We start from the raw sequence: 23,116 nt of genomic DNA, 5'->3' as shown, positions 1-23,116 counted from the left end.
AGGGGGAAAAATGGCAGTCTGACTCCTGGGGTTGACTCTGTGCGACCGGTTCATTATTCCTTTTTTCGTCATCATGTCCGTACGGTGACAGTACGAAAAGCCTCTTGTATAATGAAGTGATTACGAAAGATAGATTGTGGAGAAGCTAGGAGGATTTTTGCCTTGATAGGGAAACCCGAAAGACGCAATTTCATGGAGACAAGGGAGCGGCGCAGAAGGGGAGGCCGTCTGCTTCGCTTGTTGTTGCTTTTTGTCTTGCTCGTGGTGCTCGCTGCAGGGGGGACAGGCTACTACATATACGACCAGTTGCAGCCTGTAGAGGCACAGGGAGAAAGCAAAAACGTCCTCATTCCAACAGGTACCTCCGTGCGGCAGATCGGCCAACTGCTGGAAGAGGCCGGACTGGTACGAAATGGAGAATTGTTCAGCTACTATGTACGCTATAAAGGGGTAGCCCCTCAACTAAAGGCCGGGGAGTACGCATTCACGCCGGGGATGAGCCATGACGAGATCATCCAAAACATGGTGGAAGGGAATGTCGTCGTACGTGCGACGCGCTTTACGATCCCGGAAGGCTGGAACGTGGAGCAGATCGCGGAGCATCTCGCCAGCGAAGGAATCGTCGACAAGGACGCGTTCTTGCACGAGGTCAATCACGGCAGCTTCCCGGAGTTCCCGTTTGTCGCCGAGATTCCGCAGGATGAGCAGCGCAGTAACAGGCTGGAAGGCTACCTTTTCCCGGAGACGTACGAGGTGAAAGAGGGAGCCAGCGAGCGGGAAATCATCGAAAGAATGCTGGCCCAGTTCCAAAAGGAATGGCAAGAGGAGTGGAACGAGCAGCTCAAGCAGCACAACCTGACGATGGATCAGGCGGTGACGCTCGCTTCCATCGTGGAGCGCGAGGTGGCGGTAGACAAAGAGCGGGCCAAGGTCGCCGGAGTCTACTACAACCGCATCCGCGAAAACTGGCCGCTGCAGGCGGACGCCACGGTGCAGTTCTTGCTGGGCAAACAAAAAGAGCGGCTTACCTACGACGATCTGAAAGTCGACAGTCCGTACAATACGTATGCCAACCCCGGACTGCCTCCGGGCCCGATCGCCAATCCCGGCCGGGAATCGCTGGCAGCCGTGATCAACCCGGAAGTACACGACTACTTTTTCTACGTGACCAAAAAAGACGGGACACAGGAACATTATTTCTCGCGGACATTGCAGGAGCACAACGCCAATGACGCGAAGAGCAGGCAAAATGGAGGAGGATAATGCATGATTACCAATCCTCTGATTGACGCGTATATCGCCGATCTCGTTCCGCCGCGCTCGGCTCTGCTGCAGCGTCTGGAGCAGGAGGCGGAAGAAGAGGGTATTCCTATCGTGCAATTGGCCTCCGCACAGGTGATTCGCACGCTTTTGATGCTGCACAGACCGACGTCCATTCTGGAGATCGGCACGGCTATCGGGTATTCGACGATCTGGATGGCGGAAGCGGCTCCCCAGGCCAGGATCGTGACGATGGACATCGACGAGCAGCGGCTGGCGAGAGCCCGGGAAAACCTCCGGGAGGCAGGCTGTGCCGATCGAGTGGACGTGCTGTTGCGGGATGCCACGACAGGGCTGCCGGATGAACAGGGGCAGTTCGACTGTCTGTTTATCGACGCCGCCAAAGGACAGTATCGGACGTTTCTCGACCTGTATTTGCCGCTGGTTCGTCCGGGGGGACTCGTGATCAGCGACAACGTGCTGTTCCGCGGTCTTGTCGCCGCGCCGGACGAAGCGGGAAAACGGCTGCGGCCGCTCGTGGACAAGCTGCGCGTCTACAATCAGGAGCTGCAGGAGCGCGCTGATCTGGAGACGTCGTTTTTGCCGGTCGGAGACGGCTTGGCTATCAGTATCAAACAAGGATAGTACACATAGTACGAGTACAACATGGAAGGGGAAATATGCCAGATGGGGAACCCCGTCGTGATCGGAGTAGCAGGAGGCAGCGGTTCAGGCAAATCGACGGTCGCCAGAGAGCTATTCCGCCAATTTCAGCATGACAGTGTAACGATGATTGAGCAGGATTCCTATTATAAGGATCAGAGTCATCTCAGCGTAGAGGAGCGGGCTCTCACCAACTACGACCATCCGTTTGCCTTTGACAATGACCTGCTGCTGTTTCATTTGCAGGAGTTGATTGAAGGCCGGGCGATTGAGAAGCCGATCTACGATTTCAAGGTGCACAATCGTCGCCCGGAGACGGTGCACGTAAAGCCGACCGACGTCATCATAATGGAAGGATTGCTGATCCTAGAAGACGAGCGAATCCGCAATCTGATGGACATCAAGGTGTTTGTCGACACCGATGCCGACGTGCGGATTTTGCGGCGGATCGTCCGCGACATCGAGGAGCGCGGTCGTTCGCTCGACTCTGTCGTCAACCAGTATTTGCACGTGGTGCGTCCGATGCATCTGCAATTTATCGAGCCGACGAAGCGGTATGCGGATGTGATCATTCCCGAAGGCGGCTACAACCGGGTAGCGCTCGATCTGCTATCGACGAAGATCGGCAACATCCTGATGGAAAAGCGCAAAATACAATCGCTCTCTACAGATCGTGAACCGACACGCCTTGCATAAGGCGTGTTTTTTTGCGCAGTTGATCGTTTTTATGCATGCAAATCCGGCAATACTGGTGGAAAAGCCAGGGAGGGATTGACGTATGCAAATCGAACGGCGCATCAAACGACGCCAATTTCTCGTCCTGCTCTTCATGTCTTTGCTCTGGCTGGGTCTGTTGGTTCGCTTGTGGTGGATTCAGCTCGGTGCTCCTCATCGCTTTTCCCGCCGCGGGATCGATCTGGTCAAAGGCGCGGTCAAGCAGCGGCAGCAAAGCATTACGCTGCACAGCGGACGCGGCGATATCCTGGATCGCAACGGCTACTCCTTTACCGGTATCGAGCATCCTGCGCTGATTTTATTTCCGTTGGCAAAAGGCAGTCTGGAGGGGACGGACGGCCTCGCCAAACTGGGAAGCATCGTCGGCAAGACGCCGGCGCAACTGAACGAGGCGATGACAAACGCAAAAGGTCCGATCCTGCTGCGGGACGAGCGCAACAAACTGGTGGTGCTTACAGAAGAACAGATGCAGCAGGTCAATCAGTTGGCGATTCCGGGAATTGTCGCCCTGCCGGTGACAGAGCGCTACCGCAACGACGAGGTGGCCAAGCACGTGATCGGCTACATCCACCAAAATCCGGCGCTCGTCGAATCGCTCTACCCGGAGGAATATGCGAGCGGCAAAATGAACAGCGAAAGCACGATCGGCGCCTCCGGTCTGGAGCGCAGCTTTGATCGTTTTCTGCAAGGTGTCGAGCCTTCTGTGCTCTCCTATTACGTCGACGGGCAGGGACGGCCGCTGCGCGGGCTCGACATCCGCCATACGAAACAGGAAAACGGCTACTATCCGCTCTCGCTGCGGACGACGCTGGATGCGCAGATTCAGCGGAAAATGGAACAGGTAGCCGAACAGGCCGGGATGAAAGAAGGCTCGATCGTCGTGCTGGATGCAAAAAGCGGCGACATCCGGGCGATGGTCAGCCGACCGGAGTACGACCAGACGAAAGTGGACATTCACGCGGGAAGCTGGCAAAATCGGGCGGTCAAGCAGCTTCCCCCGGGTTCCGTGTTCAAAATTGTGGTGGCTGCAGCGGCGCTGGGAGAAGGACTTGTCTTGCCCACGGATCGTTTTACCTGCACCGGAGAGTACGGCAAATACCATTTTTCCTGCTGGAAGAAGGACGGGCATGGCAGCGTGACGATGGAGGAGGCATTTGCCCACTCGTGCAATATCGCCTTCGCGGAAATAGCCAAACGCATAGGGGGAGAAACGCTGGAAGCGTATGCGCAGCGCCTGGGACTGTCCACGCGCGTCGGCCATCTGACTCCCGATCTGTTTCACCGCAAGGAATTTCGACAGATCGACGGTGAGGAACAGGGAGCGATTTTTGCCAAGGAAGCATCCCGCCGCGATGAAGGCATTTTGATCCAGACGGCGATCGGACAGCGCGACGTGCGCGTCACACCATTGCAGGCGGCCAACCTGATTGTGACGATTTTACGCAACGGACAGCCCAGTCAGGTACGGCTTGTCGAACAGATTTCGTATCGCAACGGGCAGCCGTTTCACCGCTTTTCCACACAGACGCTCGATCAGACTGGCATCGATTATGTGACAGCGAACAAGCTGCGCAAGATGATGCGCAAGGTAGTGACTGAAGGGACGGGAAAGACGCTGGACGGAAGTGTGTGGGAAGTCGCCGGAAAAAGCGGGACAGCGCAGAAAGGAACAGCCCAGGACCCGGGGAATCACCTTTGGTTCGCCGGCTATGCGCCGTATGAGGACCCGCGTTACGCCATATGCGTAGTTGTAGAAAACCAGCCTTCCTGGGTCACGAACAAGGCGATTGAAGTGTTTGAGAGTGCCGTGGCAGAACTGGCTGCACTGACAGGGTAAGACTCGCAGGGAATCATACACGCCCCCTTCCGTTTGCCGGGAGGGGGTTTTTGACTAGGTATGTATAGGGTTTGTATAGGTGAGAAACGTAAACTGTTATTTGACCTATAATTTGCAAAATAATACAAAACGAGTGAGCCAACGATCGTACATAGATTCGTGAACAGCCATGGAATGGAGCTGGCGAACAACTGACCAACAGCAAACAGAAGACCGCGTGTAACAGTCTCGTTACATGCTCTTCCACTTGTCAAAACACCCGTTACAGAACAAGGGGCCTGAAAGGAGGCGATGCAGGCAGCAGGAGTGGACAGAGCAGTATTACGAACATCAAGGATGAATTGCGATTGGGTGCCATTAATAACAATCAGTTCTGGCTTAACGGTTCAATAGCCGAATTGATCGTATTCGATGAAAACAGACAGCTTCGCGATGACGAGTGGACCAGGATTCAAAGCTACCTTTCGTTGAAATACGGGATTACATTGATGGACGAAAACGGTAATCCAACCGATTACGTCGCCAGTGACGGTTCCACAACGATGTGGAAAGCGTTCAGCAATTCTGGCTACAGCAATCGGATTACCGGTATCGGACGTGACGATGCCAGCGGTTTGCAGCAGAAACAATCGAGATCCGCAGATCCGGATTCTATTGTAACCATAGCGCTGGGAACGAATGTAGCAGTCTCGAATATGGCGAATGGCGGTACGATTGAGCCAGATCTATCATTCTTTACGTTTGGTGACAATGCTGGTAGCACGAAGTATACCGAACGAGTCGAACATCCTACATACGGCGACTTGAAACGGATGGAGCGTATCTTCAAGGTCGAGAAGACGAATTGGCAAGATACGGTTGTCACCTTGCAAGTCGAGAAGCCTGATGAGACAGATAAATGGCCACAATATTTGGTTGTCGCCCGTGACGAGCAATTCAGTTCCTCTGTCGAGTTCTACCCGATGAACAACGGCAAGGTTACGCTGGATAGCGGAGCGTTTGCGACTGGAAGCTTCTTTACTTTCGTCGCTCCACCGCTGGCTCCGGGTGGGGTAACCAAAGGCTTGTCTACTTGGGTGGATGTGTATGGCAGTGCGGTAAAGGACGCCAATGGCAAAGTACCGAAGCTGCAAGATTTGGCACAAGAAAATCGGGTATGGGACTCCACTGACAGTAACTATCAACCGTATCAGCCTTCCATCATCAATTTTAATCCTGGGGTATCGATCGCCAGCAACATCGGTTATTTTTCGACACCGCGTTTTGGTCAAGGAGATACGGCGAGGGAAATTTTTTCTGTCCAAATCAGTGACAATTATACCGGCTTTCCGTGGGAATTCGGTAGCTATTACCAGGCAGCGAAATATGGCGATGGCACCGGTAAAAAGATTCAGACATCATTCTTTTCTACAACGAATCGGGACGTTACGATTGATCCGAATGAGTATGACTTGAAAAAAAGTCGTCTGTTAAACATCAGAAGCTCTTCGGAGGAATGGGCAATTTCTCTTGACGGACATCAGTTGCACCGAGATCCCAACAATACAACCCAGTGGTCTTTTAACGGTCTATCCACCTACTATATCGGAGCGGGCCATTTCGCACGTTTCAACGGCTCGATTTCAGAAGTCATCTTGTACAACAGAACGCTCAATGACGATGAGCGGGCTCGCGTAAACAGCTACCTGGCGCTGAAATACGGGATGACACTGCGGGCCGGGGACGGAACATCGGTAGATTACGTAGCCAGCAATGGAAGGACGATGTGGAACAGCTCAGCCAATACCGGATACGGGAATCGCATCACAGGGATCGGGAAGGATAGCGTCAGCGCCTTGGAACAAAAGCAATCTCGATCCGAGGAGCACGGCTCGCTGGTAACGGTTGCTCTCGGCAGTGCAATTGCTGCGTCCAATGAGGACAACCGCAACGACATCGCCAATGATTTTTCCTTCTTTTTGTTCGGTGACGATAATAACAGTGTTGCGTACAACACAGCGATTTCGCATCCGACTGATGACAGCTTGAAACGAATGGAACGTATCTACAAGGTCGAGAAAACAAATTGGGACGATACTACCGTCACGCTCCAGGTAGAAAAAGCGGACGGGGCAGCGCAATGGCCTCGTTATCTGGTAGTGAGCGACAGCAACCAATTTGATTCGAATCTTGCTTTTTATGAATTGAATAATGGCAAAGTTACGTTGAATAGCGATGTGTTTGCAAACGGAAGCTACTTCACCTTTGCGGCTCCGACTCCAATCGTGCAAGGTGCTTTGCTGGAGCAATCCATCACCGATGGCAATCGCATCATTCTGACCTTTATAAAGAGATCGCATTTACCGATAAAACGGGCTTTGCGATCACACTCGACGGCACTGCGGTACCAACTGGTGATGTAACATTTGAGAAAGACGCTAATGACGGGAAAAAACTCATCCTCACATTGCCAACCGGAACCGAAGTAACGGGGAAAGAAGTAAAGGTAACCTACGACGGTAACGGAAATTTGAGAGGGACTAATGCCGTTCCTGTCGATCTGTTTGACCAGATTGCAGCAGATGAATTTTCTAATGCCCTGAACGTAACCGAGCCGGTCAGTGAAATCGTGAATACGAGCAAACCACCGATCAAAGGAACAGCCATTCCGGGATCAACTGTCTCGATCGTCATTAAAGATGCAACGGGTAATCCGATACCGGGGACAGGTGACCCTGTTGCTGTTCAACCAGATGGAAGCTGGGAGTTTATTCCATACGTTGATCTGGCAAAAGGATCGTATACGATTGAAGTGACAGCTACAAAAGACAATCAAACGGCTACAAAAACAAAGGCACTCGTTATTGTCGACAAAACAGCACTGCAAACGAAACTACATGATATTCAGAGCGAGAACCTGCAACCGGCAGATTACACGGCAGAGAGCTGGCAAGCGCTGCAAACGGCGTTGAACACGGCGAATCAGGTATTGGATGACCCGGCAGCGACACAAGCGCAGGTCGATCAAGCACTGACCGCCCTGGAAAAGGCGCGTGACGAGCTGACCCGTGTAACGACGCCGCCAGCCGTGGACAAAACTGCATTGCGGGCGAAGGTGACGGAAACCAACGACGAGAACCTGCAATCGGCAGACTACACGGCAGAGAGCTGGCAAGCACTGCAAACGGCGTTGAATACGGCGAATCAGGTGCTAGATGACCCGGCAGCGACACAAGCCGAGGTGAACGCCGCACTTTCTGACTTGCAAAACGCACGTGCCCGATTGACACCGGTAACGACAGGACCGACGGAACCAGCGCCAGTGGACAAAACCGCCTTGCAAGCCAAGGTAACGGACATCGAGGAGGAAAACCTGGAGTCGTCCGACTATACTCCACAGAGCTGGAAGAACTTGCAAGAAGCGTTGAAAAAAGCAGAAGAAGTGCTGAACGATCCAGAGGCAACGCAGAGCGAAGTAGACACTGCACTAGCAGCTTTGGAAAAGGCTTATAAAGGCTTGGACAAAATCGGCTCCGATAAGGAAGTAGACCAATCCAAGCTGGAGGAAGAAATAGCAGACATTCTCGACAAGGATCTGGACGAATCCGAGTACACGCGGGCGAGCTGGAGAAAACTGGAGGATGCTCTGGAAAAAGCCCAGGCGGTGTTGAAAGACCGAAATGCCACTCAAGAAGACGTAGACGATGCCCTTTCCGCGTTGAGAAAAGCATACAGAGGATTGGACAAGCCTTCGTCTCGTGATGACGACGACGATGATGACAATGGACAGGATATGTGGTCCAATCCTTCTCCTATCAAGCCCAACGATTTGAAAGTCGAGACGGGGGCAAACGATCGCAATGCTTCCTTTGCTACGGGCAAAGAAGAGACAGAGGGGGGAAGAACCATTACCCACGCTGAGGTAAACAGGGACAAGCTGTCTGATATTCTGTCTCAGGAAGATGGTCAGCAACTCAAGATTCATATTTCCAGCAAAGGTGACCTGAACGTGGCAGGCATGACAGCGGAAGATGTGAAACAATTGGCTGAGACCGAATCTACGCTGGATATTAGCAATTTGCTGGCTATTTACCCGGTTCCAAGCAGCCAGGTAGATTTGGAGCAAATTTCCGCGAGCTTGGTTCCAGCAGAGCTTGCTGAGATCGAAGTCCGCATTGATATTGCTTTGGCACGTTACGATGTGGCAAATCTGGCGTATCAACAGGCGAGCTGGAATGGATACGAGTTGCTGGTACATCCGGTATTGCTCGACATGACCTTTACCAATGAGGGTATTTCCGTAAGACCCGATAAGCTGAATGGCTATGCGCCGAAGTACATCGCTTTGCCCGATGGCATCGACCCGAACCGCATTACGACCGGTGTTCTTGTAAATCCCGATGGAACGGTCTTCCATGTTCCTACGGTGATAACCCAAATCGGAAACCGTTACTTTGCCGAAATTCACGATTTGCGTGGTCACGGTACGTATTCCGTGATCTGGAATCCGAAGCAGTTTGGGGATGTCCATAATCACTGGTCGGAGTCGATGGTCCACAACATTGCTTCCCGACTGAATTTGGCAGGAACAGGCGACAACACGTGGTCCCCCAACCAACCGATAGACCGTTCGCAGTTTGCCACTATTGTCGCGTATGGCTTGGGATTGATGTCTCCGAACCCGCCAGACAATCCTTTCCAGGATACAGTTCCGTCTTCGTGGGATTATTCTCCGATCTCGATTGCCAGTCAATATCGCATCGTCAACGGGTATAATGATTCCACGTTCCGCGGCAGTCAATTGATTACGCGGGAAGAGGGAATTGCCATGATCGCTCGGGCATACAGACTGATCCGTCCGGAGGCTTCGATTCGTGAAGCCGAGATCCAGTCTGTGCTGGTGGCCTACAACGACGCGGCCGAGGTTTCAGCCTGGGCGCAAGAAGCTGTGGCGTTGATGATTGATACTGGAATTCTTGCTGGTAAAGAAGAGAATCAGTTGAAACCGAAAGATCATATGACCCGTTCTGAAGTGGTGACACTCTTGGAGAAACTGCTCAAGCACGCCCAGATGATCAATTAATGTGGAAAGCAGCCATTGCCGCATACAGGCGTGGCTGCTTTTTTCAAGCGAGAGAAACTGCTTGGCGCAAGCAAGGCTACAGACGGATGGAGCTGCCTGGTCGCAGTGTTTGCGGTTCGTACAGAGCCAAATTAGTCACTTCGCGCAGCGTCTCCCCGAGGATAAACCCGCGGGCTCGCAGTTGGCTCTGCTTGCCAAGTCCGACGATCAGCATCAAGGGAGAGGGAGACATGTACATCGATTGCGACGCTTTTTCCCAGATGGTCCGCTTGTCTCCTTTGCTGGGTGTGAGGCGACGCATCGTGTGGCTGTGCCAGTCCCCGATGTATTTCCAGCTCCGGGTGCGGCTCATTCTTTGCACGAGTTTTCGCAGATGTTCGTCGTCAAACATGATCGAGGTCGGATGCTGGATCGCCTGCGGTCCCGGTCCGCTCGCATAGGCGACTACCCATTGCTCTTCGCCGATGGAATAGCCCATCAGTACCCCACCCGTTTCCAGTGAGGGATTTTTTCGTACTGCCTGCTCAATCTGCTTCCAGGCTTTTGGCACGATGTACAAGGCCGTCATGTGGAGATTTCCCTCCTTGCAAAACGCAACAGATTTCGCTCCATATCTTATGTTTCACGGTCGGAGTTGGTCCCTGGTGTAGAGAAATGTTTAAAAATGTCAAAGAATAGATTGTAACTTAACAAAATCATTTTTATAATTTAACTGTATAATCTTTTTTTTCTGAATAAAGTTGCGGCTTAAAAATTTGGATTGAGCTGAAAGGTTGATAATCTATGTCGTTTGCACCTGTAAACAGTAAGTTGGTCGGGCGTACCCTGGCAGTAGATTTGTACACGCAGCAGGGGATCCTCCTTCTCACAAAAGGGACAGAACTGATGGATAGCCATGTACATACATTGACCGGTCTGGGGATCTGGGAAGTAGAAATTGAGGATGAGGTCACTGACGAACAGATCGCGGAACCTATCTCCAAGCAACTGATGGAAGCGGCGTACGATCGCGAGTCGGTGGCAGCCTACGTCGAAGCATTGGACAGGACCCGGGCGATCTTTGACCTCGTCGGCACTCTCGAGCAAACGCCGCCGTCTGTAGATGAATTTTCCGCCATTTTTTCCGACATATCCGGACAAGCCATGAAGCAAAAAGGGTTGTTCCGCTCGCTGTACATGCTGGAGGGAGCAGACAGCTACACCTATCGTCACTCGATCAATGTCGGAATCCTCTCCTCCCTGATTGCCAGCCTGATGAACTGGAGCGAAGAACGCATCCAGTTTATGGGCATGGCCGGATTTTTGCATGACATCGGCAAAACGAAGGTGCCCAGGGAAATTTTGCTCAAGCCAGCGAAACTGACCGAAGAGGAATTCGAGATCATGCGGATGCATACGCGCTATGGCTATGAATTGGTGCAAGCGATGGAAGGGGCTACGGAAGAGCTCGCCCTTTGTGCCTTGCTGCACCATGAACGGCTGGACGGAACGGGCTATCCGGAGGGACGAAAAGGGGACGAGATTCCGATTGAGTGCCAGGTGCTGAGCATCGCTGATATGTTTGACGCGATTTGCTCTGACCGGGTGTACAAGGACAGGACATCGCCGTTTGAAGCAGCCCAGTATTTGTGGAAAGAGGCGTGCGAGGGGGCGTTGAACGTGGAGGTCGTGTCGAGGTTCGTCCGCTACATCGCCCTGATGTACGTCGGTGCCAAGGCACGCTTGAACTCCGGTGAAGAGGTCGAAGTCATCCTGATCAACCAGGACGAACCGATGCGCCCGCTCGTACGTCGAAGAGACGAGTTCCTCGACTTGCGCTACAACCGTCTCTTGACTATCGATAAAATGATCGGATAACAGGAGTACTCCTTTTTACCAATCCATAAGCGCACACTCTGCACAGGGAGATGTGCGCTTTTTTGTGTGTGGGGAGCCCTTGACCCGGACGGAATTCCGTTTGCCCCTTGCCATGCAGAAGAGGAAATGCTGCTGCTCTACTGAAAAGCTGGGAAGTAGGCGACAGGGAATGAAAATTCTGCTTGGTCGAAAAAAGTATGCTATCATGTAAAAATCAGAAGACCCTGAATACGCTGGAATGATGGAAAATAACAGAAACCTGTGGCACAATACAACTATTGTATGTACAGCAAGGAGGACGTAACCGATGATTCGCCAAGCTGCAGCAACCGATGCCGTCCATGTTGCTCCGCTCATCTTTGACGCGATCGGAAGCGGCATTGCATATAGCCTTACAGGAGCAGCAGAAGCAGATGAAGCCATTTCTCTCATTAGCGAAGCCTTTGCAAAAAAAGGAAACCGGCTTAGCTTCGAAAATGCTGTTGTCGCAGTAAAACAAGAAATAGCTGTCGGATTTGCCCTGTTTTATCACGGCAGCCAGACAGAGAAGCTGGATCAGCCGTTTGTGGAACAGTGGGTTCGCAGAACGGGCCAGGTGCCTGTGATCGTAAAGGAAGCGCGTGACGATGAATTTTACCTCGACTCGCTTGCCGTACGGTATGATTGCCGAGGACAGGGAATCGGCACCAGCCTGTTGCGTGCATTTGAGCAGGCAGGAGAGAAGCGGGGATACAGCCGGGCCGCCCTGCTGGTGGCCGAGGAGAATGCCAAGGCCCGCAAGCTCTACGTAGCGATGGGGTACAAACCGGACGGCACTTTGCTGGTCAGCGGTGATCCATATGTTCGTATGATAAAACGACTGCCTGTGTTGGTATGAGTCCGGTAACCACTCGCTCTCCTGTGACAAGGCTGGCCCGGGATCTGTGTTCCACAGATGCAGTTCCATACAAGCCGTACAAACGAAGAAGGAAGGGATTTTCGTGCAGCGTCCACTGTTTCTTGCCTTGTTGTTGCTCAGCCTGATGTGGGGTGGGTCGTTTTTTTTCATTAAGATTTTGCTGCCTGATTTTGAACCGCTGCCGATCTCGTTTCTTCGCTCCGGATTTGGCCTGGCAACGATCGTGCTGATCATGCTGGTGACGCGTCAGAAGTTTGGTTGGAAGAGCATCCCCTGGCCGCTGATGATCGTCGTCGGACTGGTCAACACGGCGGTACCGTGGACGCTCATCGGGCTCAGCGAGACGAAGCTGACCAGCAGCATGGCTTCGGTGCTGAATGCGACGACGCCTTTGTGGACGATGGTGGTAGGCATCCTCTTTTTCAAGGCGGCTTCCAACTTCGTACAATGGCTCGGCATCGCCATCGCCTTTGTCGGCATACTCGTGCTCGTCGATGTGAATCCAGAATCTTTTGTCTCCGTCGATCTTGTAGGCTTGTTCTGTATGCTGACTGCGACGCTCTGTTACGGGATCGGTACGCAGTTGTCCAGACGGCTGTCCGGTTTGACCTTGTACCAGACGACGTTCGGAACCTTGCTGACGACTACGCTTGCAACCGGGATCGCTTCGCTGCTGTGGGCTGATGCGGACTGGGCGCAAGTAGCAGCGTGGCACAATCTGGGCGCGCTTGTCGGTCTGGGTGTATTTGGCTCCGGTGTGGCCTATATTTTGTTTTACTACCTGGTGCAAAAAGGATCGCCTGAATTCGCGACTCTGGTTACGTACTTGCTGCCGGTAACGGCAATTATTTGGGGGTATACGCTGTTGGATGAGGCCATCACCTGGAATCTGCTTGCCGGCATGATGCTGGTATTGTGCGGCGTCTTCGTAGCGGGCAGAAAAGCGAACAAAGCTGCGGTAGTTGACAAGTAAACGGATGGCTAGGGAGTGTCGGGATGAGAAAGATAGAAGTTGTTTCCCATGATGAGTCGTGGGGACAAATACTGGGAAGAGGTACATATACTGCGTTAAATCATGGGCGATGAAGTGGTGGCTGTTCATGGCAGCACGGGGCTCCTCCCCTCCTATGTGCGAAACCGATTATCGACATTCTGGTCGCTATTCACGACATCAGGCAAGTGGACTCATACAACCATCTCCTGGAAAACATTGGGTACCGTGCAAAAGGGGAAAACGGGCAGAGCGGAATTACTTAGAAATGGATAACTCCCCATTTTGGATAATTTTTTTAAGATGGAGCCACGGAAAAACAATTAAGCAGGATGAGGTCCAATAGTGGTTGTGGAAGAGAATGGAATCCTGAGATTGTCCAATTAGAAAATCAATATTAGGTAGCAGTCAATTGAACCTCTTAGTTTAAAAACTGAGAGGTTTTTAATTTCAAGATTTAAACTCAACTAGTTCAAAAAATCGTCATAATGGTAATGTTGGGAATGAATGTAAAATGATGTAATATTTTGTTGTCCAAAAAAGGGAAATGTAGGAAAGTGGGGAATAATCATGTTAAGTAAAAAATTAGTTTCGTCATTATGTATTACGACTTCTTGGAAATTTGCCATTATTACTATGACAACTCAGATAAATCCGAAAAAGAAATAGAAGCATTTGCCTATTGATAGTACTAGACTAAAGGGAGTTTCATATGAAAAAATCAATGGTTATATCTCTCGCGTTAATTGCGGTAGTCACAGGTGCGCATGCTCAAGTGGGAGTTTTGAAACTTATGATACAAAAGAAGAGCCTACTGTTGTTCAAACAAAGCCATCTGAACAACCAGAGAATAGTGTTGAAGCCGACGTATCGGGTATTGAATTTAAACCAATGACTATTGAAACATCTGCATATTCAATCAGTGTCCCAGATGACTGGAAGGTAGAGAAAACCAACGAAAAAACCTTGTCATTTAAACAAAAGGATGTACGAATAGGGGGGGTAGATGTTCTTTCTTACTACCCATCCGAACCGATTTCGCAATTAATACCGAATCACGCCGAGGACACTGGGTTAACGAAATTAGAAGGTTTTGAAATGGAAACGTATAGTACAAAACTAACCCTTACTTCACCTGCCGCTTCCGAAAAAGAAACCCAGGAAGAACAGTACCATTACTACTTTGTTGATCCGAAGAATGGAAAAGCCTATGATATGTACTTTAATACAGCACATTTTCATGACGAAAAGATTGCATTACAAATTGCAAAAACGTTTAAGTTGAAGTAAATCTTATGTCAATAGCCGGGATGGTCCTGGTGCTAAGCGGCGTCTGTGAATGTCAACCAAAATGTTGACCACAGTGCTCATCAAAAAATTGACCACCATGGCAAAAATCAATCCACCCGTCGGGTGGGTAACTTTTTCATGATCACGATCTTTGAATGCTCTGTTTAAAGCGATAACTGTCCCCATTCATTGCAAAGATGTGGGCACGATGGGTAAGCCGATCAACCAGGGCTGACGTCATTTGCTCATCTTTGAAAATCTGTGTCCATTCCGTAAATTCCAGATTACTGGTAATGATCATGCTTCCTTTCTCATAGCGGGCCGCACAAAATTGGAATAATAACTCCGCCCCGGTCCGACTGAGAGGGACAAACCCGACTTCATCCAAAATAATCAAATCTGTTTTCAACCATTGCCTCTCTAGCTGGAGAATTCGCTTTTGGGACTGAGCTTCCATAAGCTCATTGCATATTTTAGCGGCAGTCCAAAACTGGACGGAATAGCCATGATGGCAAGCTTCCTTCCCGAGTGCAATGGAGAGATGAGTTTTGCCAGTGCCAGAGTTTCCGATAAACATGATGTTCTCTGTCTTTTCGATGTACTCACAGCGAGCCAGTTGAAGCAATTTGGGCTTGTTGAGAGACGGAATGGCTGAGAATTCAAATTGATCGATCGTTTTCATAGAAGGGAATTTGGCATGCTTGATGCGACTGGCGATTTGGTTAGCATCCCTTTGCTGAACTTCTTGCTCTAGTAGGGCTAAGAGGAACTCCTCGTAGGGAATTTGCCGTTCAGCAGCATCATGGGCAATTTCCTTATAGACACGTTTAATCGCAGGTAAGCGAAGGCGTTTCGCATAGGTTTCAAGCAAGAAACTCGTACTCAATGAACCACACTCCTTTTCTGTAACAAACGATTGTACTGGCTAAGATCTGGGGCCTTTACCTGAATACGTGGAACAGAGCTATCCTCCACCAACGAGAGTTGGGGTAGACGGTGTTCCGGCAATGTTCGCTGAAACAATAATTGCCTTACGGCATCATATTGGAACATCCCTTTTTGGCAGGCCTCCTCCAGTGCTTCTTCGACAAGAGAAGTATCGAATTCACGGTGCAAAAGCAAGAGTCGAACGAACTCCTTCATCCCTCCTGGTCGGTTGCGGCACTTGTCCAAGAACTTTTGGTAAATGGCGGGTAATCCTGCCTGATGCAATGGTCTAGCATAAAGAACTGCTCCTGGACGAATAAGAAGTAAATCCAGATAATGATCGTATTGCAAAATCTCCTTTCCCTTTTCCAAACACCGCTCATGCGTCGCAATCAGGCTTTTTCCGTGATACACCTCAACTTTTTCAGCAAACACTCGGCAAGTAAGCTGGGTCGATGCATAGGAAACGGGGACGGAATAGGCATTTTTCTCAATGTGGATCATGGATAGCGTATTGCTTTTCACGGGTACAACACGGAAACAATCCAATGGCCGTGGAGGCAATGGAAGCATGATAGGCAACTCTTGAGCAAATGCTTCTCCAACCGTTAGTGAAGACCTTGGAACGGTTGTATTCTCGTAAGAGATACATTTTTCGAGGAGGATTTGATTGAGCTCCTCCAGAGAAGAAACACTGGGTACAGGGGTAAAAAATTGCCTCTGAGCAAACTGTACGAGGTTTTCCACCTGGCCTTTTTGATGCCCTTTTCCGGGATCACAGAAATAGCTTTCAAACAGGTAGTGGGCACGTAGCTGAGTAAATCGCTCTTGTTCCTCGCGATTTTTACCCTCCAATACCTTCTTAACGGCTGTTGTCAGGTTGTCGTATGTGATGACTTGGGGAACAGCACCGAAAAATTCAAAAGCATCTACATGACCTTGGAGAAGAGCCTCTTGCTTCTGATGAGCAAATGTTTTGATAAAAATCTTTCTGCTGTATGTGCAACGCATACAAAAGACTTGAACCTTTACTTGTTTCCCTTGTAAATGAACCGTAACCTCACCCCAGTCAAATTGAGCAAAGCGCCCTGGCGGGAAATCGAGAGGGACAAATGCTTTAGGGGGAGAAACCCGCAACTCTCTGACGTAGCGTCGTACAGTAGATTAACCGCCGGTGAATCCATGTTCGTCAACGAGTCTCTGGTAAATGCGTTTGGCAGTATGACGCTGCTTCGGGGGAGCTTGTTCATCTTGATGCAGCCACTCCAAGATGATGGGCTTGACAGAATCAATGACTGGCTTTGGCTTCGGTTTTGAAAGCTGATACACAGGAATCTCAGAGGATTTCAAAGCCTTTCGTATCACTTGACGGGAATAGCCGGTCTCTCGAGAAATTTGGCGAATCGACTTTCCTAGCAGAATGTGTTGTTTCCTGATAAACTCGTAATTAGCCATCTGAAGCATTTCCTTTCCTCCTATATCTTGTGGTCCGACAACTTCAAGATACAGGAAAGAGGTGCTCAGGTGGTCAACTTTTTTATGAGCAATGTACCACTAGGTGGTCAATTATTAGATTAGCATTCACAGGCGTCTTCGTAGCGGACAGGAAAGCACAAGCGAAGGGGCAAGCGGTGGCGAGCGAAAAGTAACTTCCATGAGATGGACGATAGAAAAACTCCTTTCCGGAAAAGCGGGATCAGCCGGGAAGGAGTTTTTTGCTTGGCTTACCAAAAAAGCAAATCGAGCGTGCAGGCAGCACCGATGCCGATGAGCATGCACAGAACCGCATAGCCGACATTCCATCCGGCGATCCGATACGGGTTGATCCGCAGCTCATTGGCCAAAATCGAGACAGACAGATTGAACGGACTGTACATGACCGAGGCCAGCCCGCAGACGATGAGTACAACAGCGAGCGGCAGCGCAGCTACATGAGGCAGAACAGGCAGCAAAAACTCAGCCATGAACGTAAGCGACACCATCGGATGAAAGCCGACGAGTGATGTACTGAGAAAATAGAAGCCAATCAACAGATAGAGGACGAGCGGTGTCTCCGAGGCCGTCAAAAAGACGGGTTCGAGAAACGACAGCAGTCCGCTTAGCGAGAGAATCTCCACAAACATCCCTGCGGACAAAAACATGAAAAAGTAATTGGCCAATCCTTTGCTCCGCTCGATCCATTGCGGAATGGCGACAGTCAGGTAGCTCTTCGTCTTTCCCAGAGAGACGGCCCAGACCAGAGAAAAAGGAACGAGCAGCAGGACGACAGAAAACAGGAAACCGCTGTCCAGCGTATATTGCACGAGACTGACGAGCACGACGAACAAAGCCAGCATTCCGAGCATCCGCGCCACTTTTTTGTAGACGTGCCGAATGTTGATTTCGCCCGGCATGTCCATCGTGACCGGGATCGCCTGGTAGTGAAAGCGGGAGATCGCGAAGTCGAGGAGCACGGAAAGCACCACCACTATGATCACGACCGGCGCAATCAGAATGTAGGCTGCACCGGTAATGTCGATGCTCGCGCTCACCAGCACTTCCATCGGGCTCCACATCAGGCACAGCGCATAGGCGCGAAGCAAATTTTTGCCGAGGAACTTGTCCGCCTCCGGTTTGGACAGCATCTGTAGCGACGGCTGCAACGACTTCGTAAGCAGAGGCAGCGTCGCGATATTCAAAAACACGCCGAGAAAGTGGCAGACGAGAAAGCTGCGCTTGTACAGACTCTGCAAACGCGTCACTCGATCCTGCAGCAACTGACTGAGGGACTGGTCGTAACGGCCGATGCGGACGAGTGAATGGATAAAGGGCAGTACAAGAAACAGCGAGAGCAGCCCGAGCATGGACTGAAAATGCAGAAAAAACGTGTGCCAGGGAAGGCCGTTCGCAAGAAACAGTGCGATCCCGAGAGTGAGAAAGACAAACCCGGAAATCCGGTGCAAGCCGCTGGCGTATTTGGCGGATACCGCTACTGCGACGACGGCGCATACGCCGATTGCATAACTGAGATACAGGTTCGGTACGAATTGCGACACCATGTACAAGAAGATGACGACAGTATAGAGTAGGACACGCATAGATGACTTCCTTTCCAGTTGAAAAAAATTGTAGGCAGTTTTCGGAAAATTTCGTTGACAACGCTTTCAGGGAATTACTATAATGCCATTAGATCGATCTAGTAATTCTACTCTGAAAAGAAAAAATAGAGTGAATAATTTCATCATTTTATTAGATCGTTCTAAACATTGTCAATCTTTGGAGTGCGCAAAAACGATTGCCAGCTCGAAAAAAAAGATTGAACGTAAGGAAATAACCCCTTTTATTAGATCGATCTAATCAAAAGACAACATGGTGGTGGGATTAGGTGTTGGAGCTATTTTTAACGAAACCGTATCAAATGGATTTGCGAGAAGTGCAAGCGACCGGGTCGCCTGTGGGCGATGAAGTGAAAGTGAGGGTCATTTACGGCGGGATATGCGGCTCTGATCTCGGTGTGTACCAAGGCAAACTTCTGCACGCCAAATACCCGTTGCGCCCGGGACACGAGCTGGTCGGAACCGTCATCGAAGCAGGCAGCGAGGCTTTGTTTCCGGTCGGGACGCGGGTCGTCGTGATGCCGAATACGTATTGCGGTGAATGTAGCTACTGCCGTAACGGCGACACGAATCTGTGCGTGGACAAAAAATCGCTCGGGGTCAATGTCGATGGCGGGTTTTCACAGGAATTTCTCATTTCATCGCGCTACGTTCTGGCGATACCGGATGACCTGCCAAATGAAAAAGCGGTACTGATCGAACCGTTTGCGGTAGTCGTCCATGCATTTAAAAAAGTTGCGATCAACGAGCAGACATCGGTCTGCATCGTGGGCTGCGGAAACGAAGGGATGCTTGCCGCGGCTTTGGCCGATCATCTAGGAGCAGACGTGACTGCGACCGACATCAACCCGAAAAAACTGGAGCTGGTCAAAAAGATGGGCGCCAACGTCCGCGCGGTTCTGCCAGCGGAGATCGAAGGAGAGACGTTCGACGTCGTCGTAGAAGCAGGCGGTACGAAGAGTTCCGTGGAGCAAGGCATCGAACTGGTCCGTCCGGGCGGTGAAATGGTCGTCATCGGTCTGGCCAAGGAAGCGATTTTGCCGGTAGCCCACATGGTGCGAAATGAATTGTCGCTGTACGGAACGATCATTTACAACTTTCCTTCCGATTACGAGCAAGCGATTGCCTATTTGCGCAACCCGTCATTTCGCGCTGATGCGATTGTCTCCATGATTACCCCGTTGACCTCCTATGAACAAGCGATTGAAAACGCTTTATCAGGAGATTATGGAAAAATTGTGCTCGATTTCAAAGCGGTTCACCAGCACCGATGACGCTTTTGACGTATGTGTCGTAGCGACATGTATCGATGCGCGAGGGTGTCATCTTACTTGAAAAGAAATCCAAGGGTCGTCACGGAAAGGGGAGTTGCCTGGAACCATGTCTGGACGCAAGCCGAGGGGAAGAAAACAGAGAGACAAAAGAAAAAGAAGATGAGGTGGGAAATGTATGAAAAAGGTTGTCATGTACGCGATTTTGGCTGGTATGCTCGCAGTTGCCGGATGTTCCTCGCAGTCGCCTGGGACAGTCAGCTCAGGGGAAGCCGGGACACAGGGGGGGAACAGTGAGCCCAAGGTGATGAAGCTGGCTGTAGCGACAGCCCCGGACCGCTCACTGACGAAAGGGCTGGTCAAGTTCGGGGAAATTCTCGAACAGGAGTCTGGCGGGGCAATCAAGGTGGAAGTCTATCCCGACGGACAGCTTGGCGGCGATCGTGCAGTGTTTGACGCGCTGAAGGTAGGCACGATTCAGGGCTCAACCATGTCGAGCGGTCCGATCGCTGTCGATGCCCAGCGTTTCAGCGTTCTCGACCTGCCCTTCCTGTTCAAGGATGAACAGACTGCGTACGAAATTTTGGACGGTCCGATCGGCCAGGAGCTGCTGGGGGATCTCCCGGAAGTGGGCGTCATCGGTATCAACTACTGGGAAAACGGCTTCCGCGATTTGACCAACAACAAACGGGAAGTAAAGACCGTTGAAGATATTCAAGGCCTGAAAGTACGGACGCTGGAAAATGAGCTGCATCTCGACCTGTGGAAAGAGCTCGGCGCGATTCCGACGCCAATGGCCTTTACCGAGCTGTTTACCGCATTGGAGCAAGGCGTGGTAGACGGTCAGGAAAATCCGGCCGGCAACGTCACTTCGTCGAAGTTTTACGAAGTGCAAAAATACTATGCGAAAACAGGCCACATCTACAACGCCAGTCCGTTTCTGATCAGCAAGAAGTTCTGGGATTCGCTGACTGCCGAGGAACAGGCGATGGTGACAAAGGCGGCGGAAGAGGCGAAGGACTACCAGCGCCAGCTCAACCAGGAAGAGACCGCTGAAGCACTGGAATACTTGCGAAACAATGGCATGGTCGTGACGGAATTCAGCGCCGAGGAAAAACAGCGCTTCGTCGAAAAAGTGCAGCCGGTCTATCAGAAATACGCCGCCCAGTTGGGAGAAGATCTGGTCAATCAGTTGATAGAAGCAAACAAGTAATGCGGACGTGAGTGGAACGCAGGGAGGATTCAGTTTGACTCCTCCCTTTTTTCTTCGCAAGGAGGGAGCAACGATGGGAAGGGTTTTTACACTGTTGTCCAAGGCAACTGACGTCTTGATGGCGGTATGCCTGGCGGGCATGGCCATTTTGGTATTTGGAAATGTGTTGCTGCGCTACGCGTTTGACTCCGGGATCACCTGGTCAGAGGAAATGTCTCGCTTCCTGTTCGTATGGCTGACATTCCTCGGGGCTATCGGGGCATTGAAGGACAACCAGCACCTGGGTGTGGACATGTTTGTAAAAAAACTGTCTCTTCCGCTCAGAAGAGTGGTCTACATCATCAGCAATCTGCTCGTCTTGTACGTGCTCTGGCTTGTCTTCGACGGAAGCTGGCGGACAACTCTGGTCAGCACCAGTGCCCTTGCTCCGGCGACAGGGATGCCCATGTCATACGTGTACGGGATCGGCATGGTCACGAGTATCGCGATGGGCTTCATCATCCTCGTCAATCTGTACCGCGTGCTCTTTCGAAACGAGACGGCACCGATTACAGGGGTGGAGAAATCACAGGAAGAATCGCCACCTGCCGGGCAGGATGCATCGGCGGCGCATCAAAAACAGTCTGCTGCTGGGGGTAAGGATACATGTCATTAGCTGTTTTTGTCGGTTCGTTGGTCGGTGTGATGGCGCTGGGAGTCCCGATTGCGTTGGCCCTGCTGGTGAGCGGCGTGGCTTTGATGCTCTATCTCGGTATTTTTGACAGCCAGATCATCGCACAAAATCTCGTTAACGGAGCAAACAGCTTCCCGATGATGGCGGTACCGTTTTTTATCCTGGCGGGGGAGCTGATGAATGCAGGCGGTATTTCCTCTCGCATCATCCGTTTTGCAATGTCGATCTTCGGGCATATTCGCGGAGGGCTGGGGTATGTCGCGATCGTCGCCAGCGTCCTGTTTGCAGGGCTGTCCGGCTCTGCTGTAGCCGATACGGCGGCATTGGGGGCGATCCTGATCCCGATGATGATCAAGGCAGGGTACGACCGCAACCGCTCTACCGGGCTGATCGCATCGGGCGGCATTATCGCACCGCTGATTCCGCCCAGCATTCCGTTTATCATTTTTGGCGTGTCGAGCGGCGTATCGATCACGAAGCTGTTTATGGCGGGGATCGTGCCCGGGCTGATGATCGGGGTTGGCCTGATGATCACCTGGTGGCTGGTCATGCGAAACAGTGATGTCGAGGTGTATCCGCGCAAATCGTGGAAAGAGGTCTTTCAGGCAGGGCGCCAGGCAATCTGGGCGCTGATGCTGCCAGTCATTATTGTGGCCGGGCTGCGCGGAGGAATTTTTACCCCGACAGAAGCTGCAGTCGTGGCCGCTTTCTACGCGTTGTTTGTCGGACTGGTGATCTACCGCGAGTTGAAGTGGAAAGACCTGTACCACGTCCTGGTCGCAGCGGCCAAGACGACGAGTGTCGTCATGTTTCTCGTCGCGGCGGCGATGGTAACGGCCTGGCTGATTACCGTGGCGAATGTTCCGGCAGCGATGGGGACGCTGCTCGCTCCGCTCATCGATAACCCGCTGTTGCTGCTTTTGGCCATTAACGCCATGATCCTGCTCGTGGGGATGGCGATGGATTCGACACCGACGATTTTGATTCTTACGCCGGTATTGATGCCGATTATTAAAATGGCCGGGATTGATCCGGTTTACTTTGGGGTATTGTTCGTACTGAATACGTGCATCGGGCTGCTGACTCCACCGGTCGGAACCGTACTCAATGTCGCCTGCGGGGTGGGCAAAATCGGGATGGAAGATATTTTGAAGGGGATTTGGCCGTTTTTGCTGGTCGAGCTGATCATCCTGATTCTTCTGATTTTGTTCCCATCGATCGTTTTGGTGCCGCTCGAGTGGTTGACGTGAAAACAAAATTCATGGAAAATCGCGAAAATTCCTATCCTGCTGGATAGGTTTTTCGTGTACAATCATCGAAAGAGGTAGAATTTTGAAACTACTT

Annotated in this window: 19 protein-coding genes and 2 pseudogenes; 15 read left to right on the top strand and 6 right to left on the bottom strand. The window is 51.2% G+C overall.

Translation table 11 applies throughout. The features are described from left to right. The first annotated feature begins 192 nt into the window (after positions 1-192). The 6 genes from mltG to ACAF76_RS14340 all read left to right on the top strand — a co-directional run bounded on the left by mltG (position 193) and on the right by ACAF76_RS14340 (position 9,557). Positions 193-1,263 carry an endolytic transglycosylase MltG gene (gene mltG, locus ACAF76_RS14365; protein WP_421617917.1) on the top strand — a complete coding sequence of 357 codons (1,071 nt, stop codon included), beginning with the start codon at positions 193-195 and terminating at the stop codon, positions 1,261-1,263. 3 nt (positions 1,264-1,266) lie between these two features. Next, positions 1,267-1,905: an O-methyltransferase gene (locus ACAF76_RS14360; protein ID WP_421616816.1), complete on the top strand. Its 639-nt coding sequence runs from the start codon at positions 1,267-1,269 to the stop codon at positions 1,903-1,905. 42 nt (positions 1,906-1,947) lie between these two features. Beyond that, positions 1,948-2,619: a uridine kinase gene (gene udk, locus ACAF76_RS14355; RefSeq protein ID WP_421616815.1), complete on the top strand. Its 672-nt coding sequence runs from the start codon at positions 1,948-1,950 to the stop codon at positions 2,617-2,619. A gap of 82 nt (positions 2,620-2,701) precedes the next feature. After that, entirely contained in the window at positions 2,702-4,495 is a 1,794-nt protein-coding gene (locus ACAF76_RS14350; protein WP_421616814.1) for a peptidoglycan D,D-transpeptidase FtsI family protein, read from the top strand. A 347-nt stretch (positions 4,496-4,842) separates the two neighbouring features. Beyond that, positions 4,843-6,897, top strand: coding sequence for a hypothetical protein (locus tag ACAF76_RS14345; RefSeq protein ID WP_421616813.1), 2,055 nt, complete (start codon positions 4,843-4,845; stop codon positions 6,895-6,897). Between the two features lie 107 nt (positions 6,898-7,004). Continuing rightward, complete coding sequence (locus ACAF76_RS14340; RefSeq protein ID WP_421616812.1) at positions 7,005-9,557, top strand: S-layer homology domain-containing protein; 2,553 nt, start codon at positions 7,005-7,007, stop codon at positions 9,555-9,557. A 76-nt stretch (positions 9,558-9,633) separates the two neighbouring features. Here ACAF76_RS14340 and ACAF76_RS14335 read toward each other — a convergent pair whose 3' ends face one another. Further along, positions 9,634-10,125: a Mov34/MPN/PAD-1 family protein gene (locus ACAF76_RS14335; protein WP_421616811.1), complete on the bottom strand. Its 492-nt coding sequence runs from the start codon at positions 10,123-10,125 to the stop codon at positions 9,634-9,636. Positions 10,126-10,442: 317 nt separating this feature from the next. Here ACAF76_RS14335 and ACAF76_RS14330 point away from each other — a divergent pair, with 317 nt between their 5' ends. From ACAF76_RS14330 to ACAF76_RS14310, 5 genes and pseudogenes are all read left to right on the top strand, one after another. Continuing rightward, positions 10,443-11,414, top strand: coding sequence for an HD-GYP domain-containing protein (locus tag ACAF76_RS14330; protein ID WP_421616810.1), 972 nt, complete (start codon positions 10,443-10,445; stop codon positions 11,412-11,414). Positions 11,415-11,721: 307 nt separating this feature from the next. After that, positions 11,722-12,291, top strand: coding sequence for a GNAT family N-acetyltransferase (locus tag ACAF76_RS14325; protein ID WP_421616809.1), 570 nt, complete (start codon positions 11,722-11,724; stop codon positions 12,289-12,291). A 103-nt stretch (positions 12,292-12,394) separates the two neighbouring features. Beyond that, entirely contained in the window at positions 12,395-13,285 is an 891-nt protein-coding gene (locus ACAF76_RS14320) for a DMT family transporter (protein WP_421616808.1), read from the top strand. A 158-nt stretch (positions 13,286-13,443) separates the two neighbouring features. Continuing rightward, positions 13,444-13,569, top strand: a pseudogene (locus ACAF76_RS14315) (GrpB family protein); the annotation flags it as partial. Positions 13,570-13,978: 409 nt separating this feature from the next. Further along, positions 13,979-14,593, top strand: a complete 615-nt coding sequence (locus tag ACAF76_RS14310; RefSeq protein WP_421616807.1) for a hypothetical protein — start codon at positions 13,979-13,981, stop codon at positions 14,591-14,593. Positions 14,594-14,735: 142 nt separating this feature from the next. Here ACAF76_RS14310 and istB read toward each other — a convergent pair whose 3' ends face one another. The 5 genes and pseudogenes from istB to ACAF76_RS14285 all read right to left on the bottom strand — a co-directional run bounded on the left by istB (position 14,736) and on the right by ACAF76_RS14285 (position 18,597). Further along, positions 14,736-15,479: an IS21-like element helper ATPase IstB gene (gene istB, locus ACAF76_RS14305; RefSeq protein ID WP_227278642.1), complete on the bottom strand. Its 744-nt coding sequence runs from the start codon at positions 15,477-15,479 to the stop codon at positions 14,736-14,738. Next, entirely contained in the window at positions 15,476-16,093 is a 618-nt protein-coding gene (locus ACAF76_RS14300; protein WP_311067782.1) for a Mu transposase domain-containing protein, read from the bottom strand. The genes istB and ACAF76_RS14300 overlap by 4 nt, the downstream gene beginning before the upstream one ends. Next, positions 16,088-16,672: pseudogene (istA, locus tag ACAF76_RS14295) on the bottom strand (IS21 family transposase); the annotation flags it as partial. The gene ACAF76_RS14300 and the pseudogene istA, both read right to left, overlap by 6 nt. A 12-nt stretch (positions 16,673-16,684) precedes the next feature. Then, positions 16,685-16,984, bottom strand: a complete 300-nt coding sequence (locus tag ACAF76_RS14290) for a hypothetical protein (protein WP_421616806.1) — start codon at positions 16,982-16,984, stop codon at positions 16,685-16,687. 260 nt (positions 16,985-17,244) lie between these two features. Beyond that, positions 17,245-18,597, bottom strand: a complete 1,353-nt coding sequence (locus ACAF76_RS14285; protein WP_400164182.1) for a hypothetical protein — start codon at positions 18,595-18,597, stop codon at positions 17,245-17,247. Positions 18,598-18,884: 287 nt separating this feature from the next. Here ACAF76_RS14285 and ACAF76_RS14280 point away from each other — a divergent pair, with 287 nt between their 5' ends. The 4 genes from ACAF76_RS14280 to ACAF76_RS14265 all read left to right on the top strand — a co-directional run bounded on the left by ACAF76_RS14280 (position 18,885) and on the right by ACAF76_RS14265 (position 23,022). Then, a complete protein-coding gene (locus ACAF76_RS14280; protein ID WP_400164181.1) occupies positions 18,885-19,889 on the top strand; it encodes a zinc-binding dehydrogenase in 1,005 nt (334 codons plus the stop codon). A gap of 175 nt (positions 19,890-20,064) precedes the next feature. Next, positions 20,065-21,099, top strand: a complete 1,035-nt coding sequence (locus tag ACAF76_RS14275; protein WP_400164180.1) for a TRAP transporter substrate-binding protein — start codon at positions 20,065-20,067, stop codon at positions 21,097-21,099. A 73-nt stretch (positions 21,100-21,172) separates the two neighbouring features. Next, complete coding sequence (locus ACAF76_RS14270; protein ID WP_400164179.1) at positions 21,173-21,754, top strand: TRAP transporter small permease; 582 nt, start codon at positions 21,173-21,175, stop codon at positions 21,752-21,754. Further along, the gene (locus tag ACAF76_RS14265) at positions 21,745-23,022 is read left to right on the top strand and encodes a TRAP transporter large permease (protein ID WP_400164178.1); all 1,278 of its coding nucleotides are present in this window, start codon (positions 21,745-21,747) and stop codon (positions 23,020-23,022) included. Before ACAF76_RS14270 ends, ACAF76_RS14265 begins: the two co-directional genes overlap by 10 nt. Positions 23,023-23,116: the final 94 nt, after the last annotated feature.

It is taken from the genome of Brevibacillus sp. TJ4 (assembly GCF_044627595.2).
In the GTDB taxonomy this organism is placed as follows: domain Bacteria; phylum Bacillota; class Bacilli; order Brevibacillales; family Brevibacillaceae; genus Brevibacillus.
This window is presented reverse-complemented; position numbering and strand designations above follow the sequence as displayed.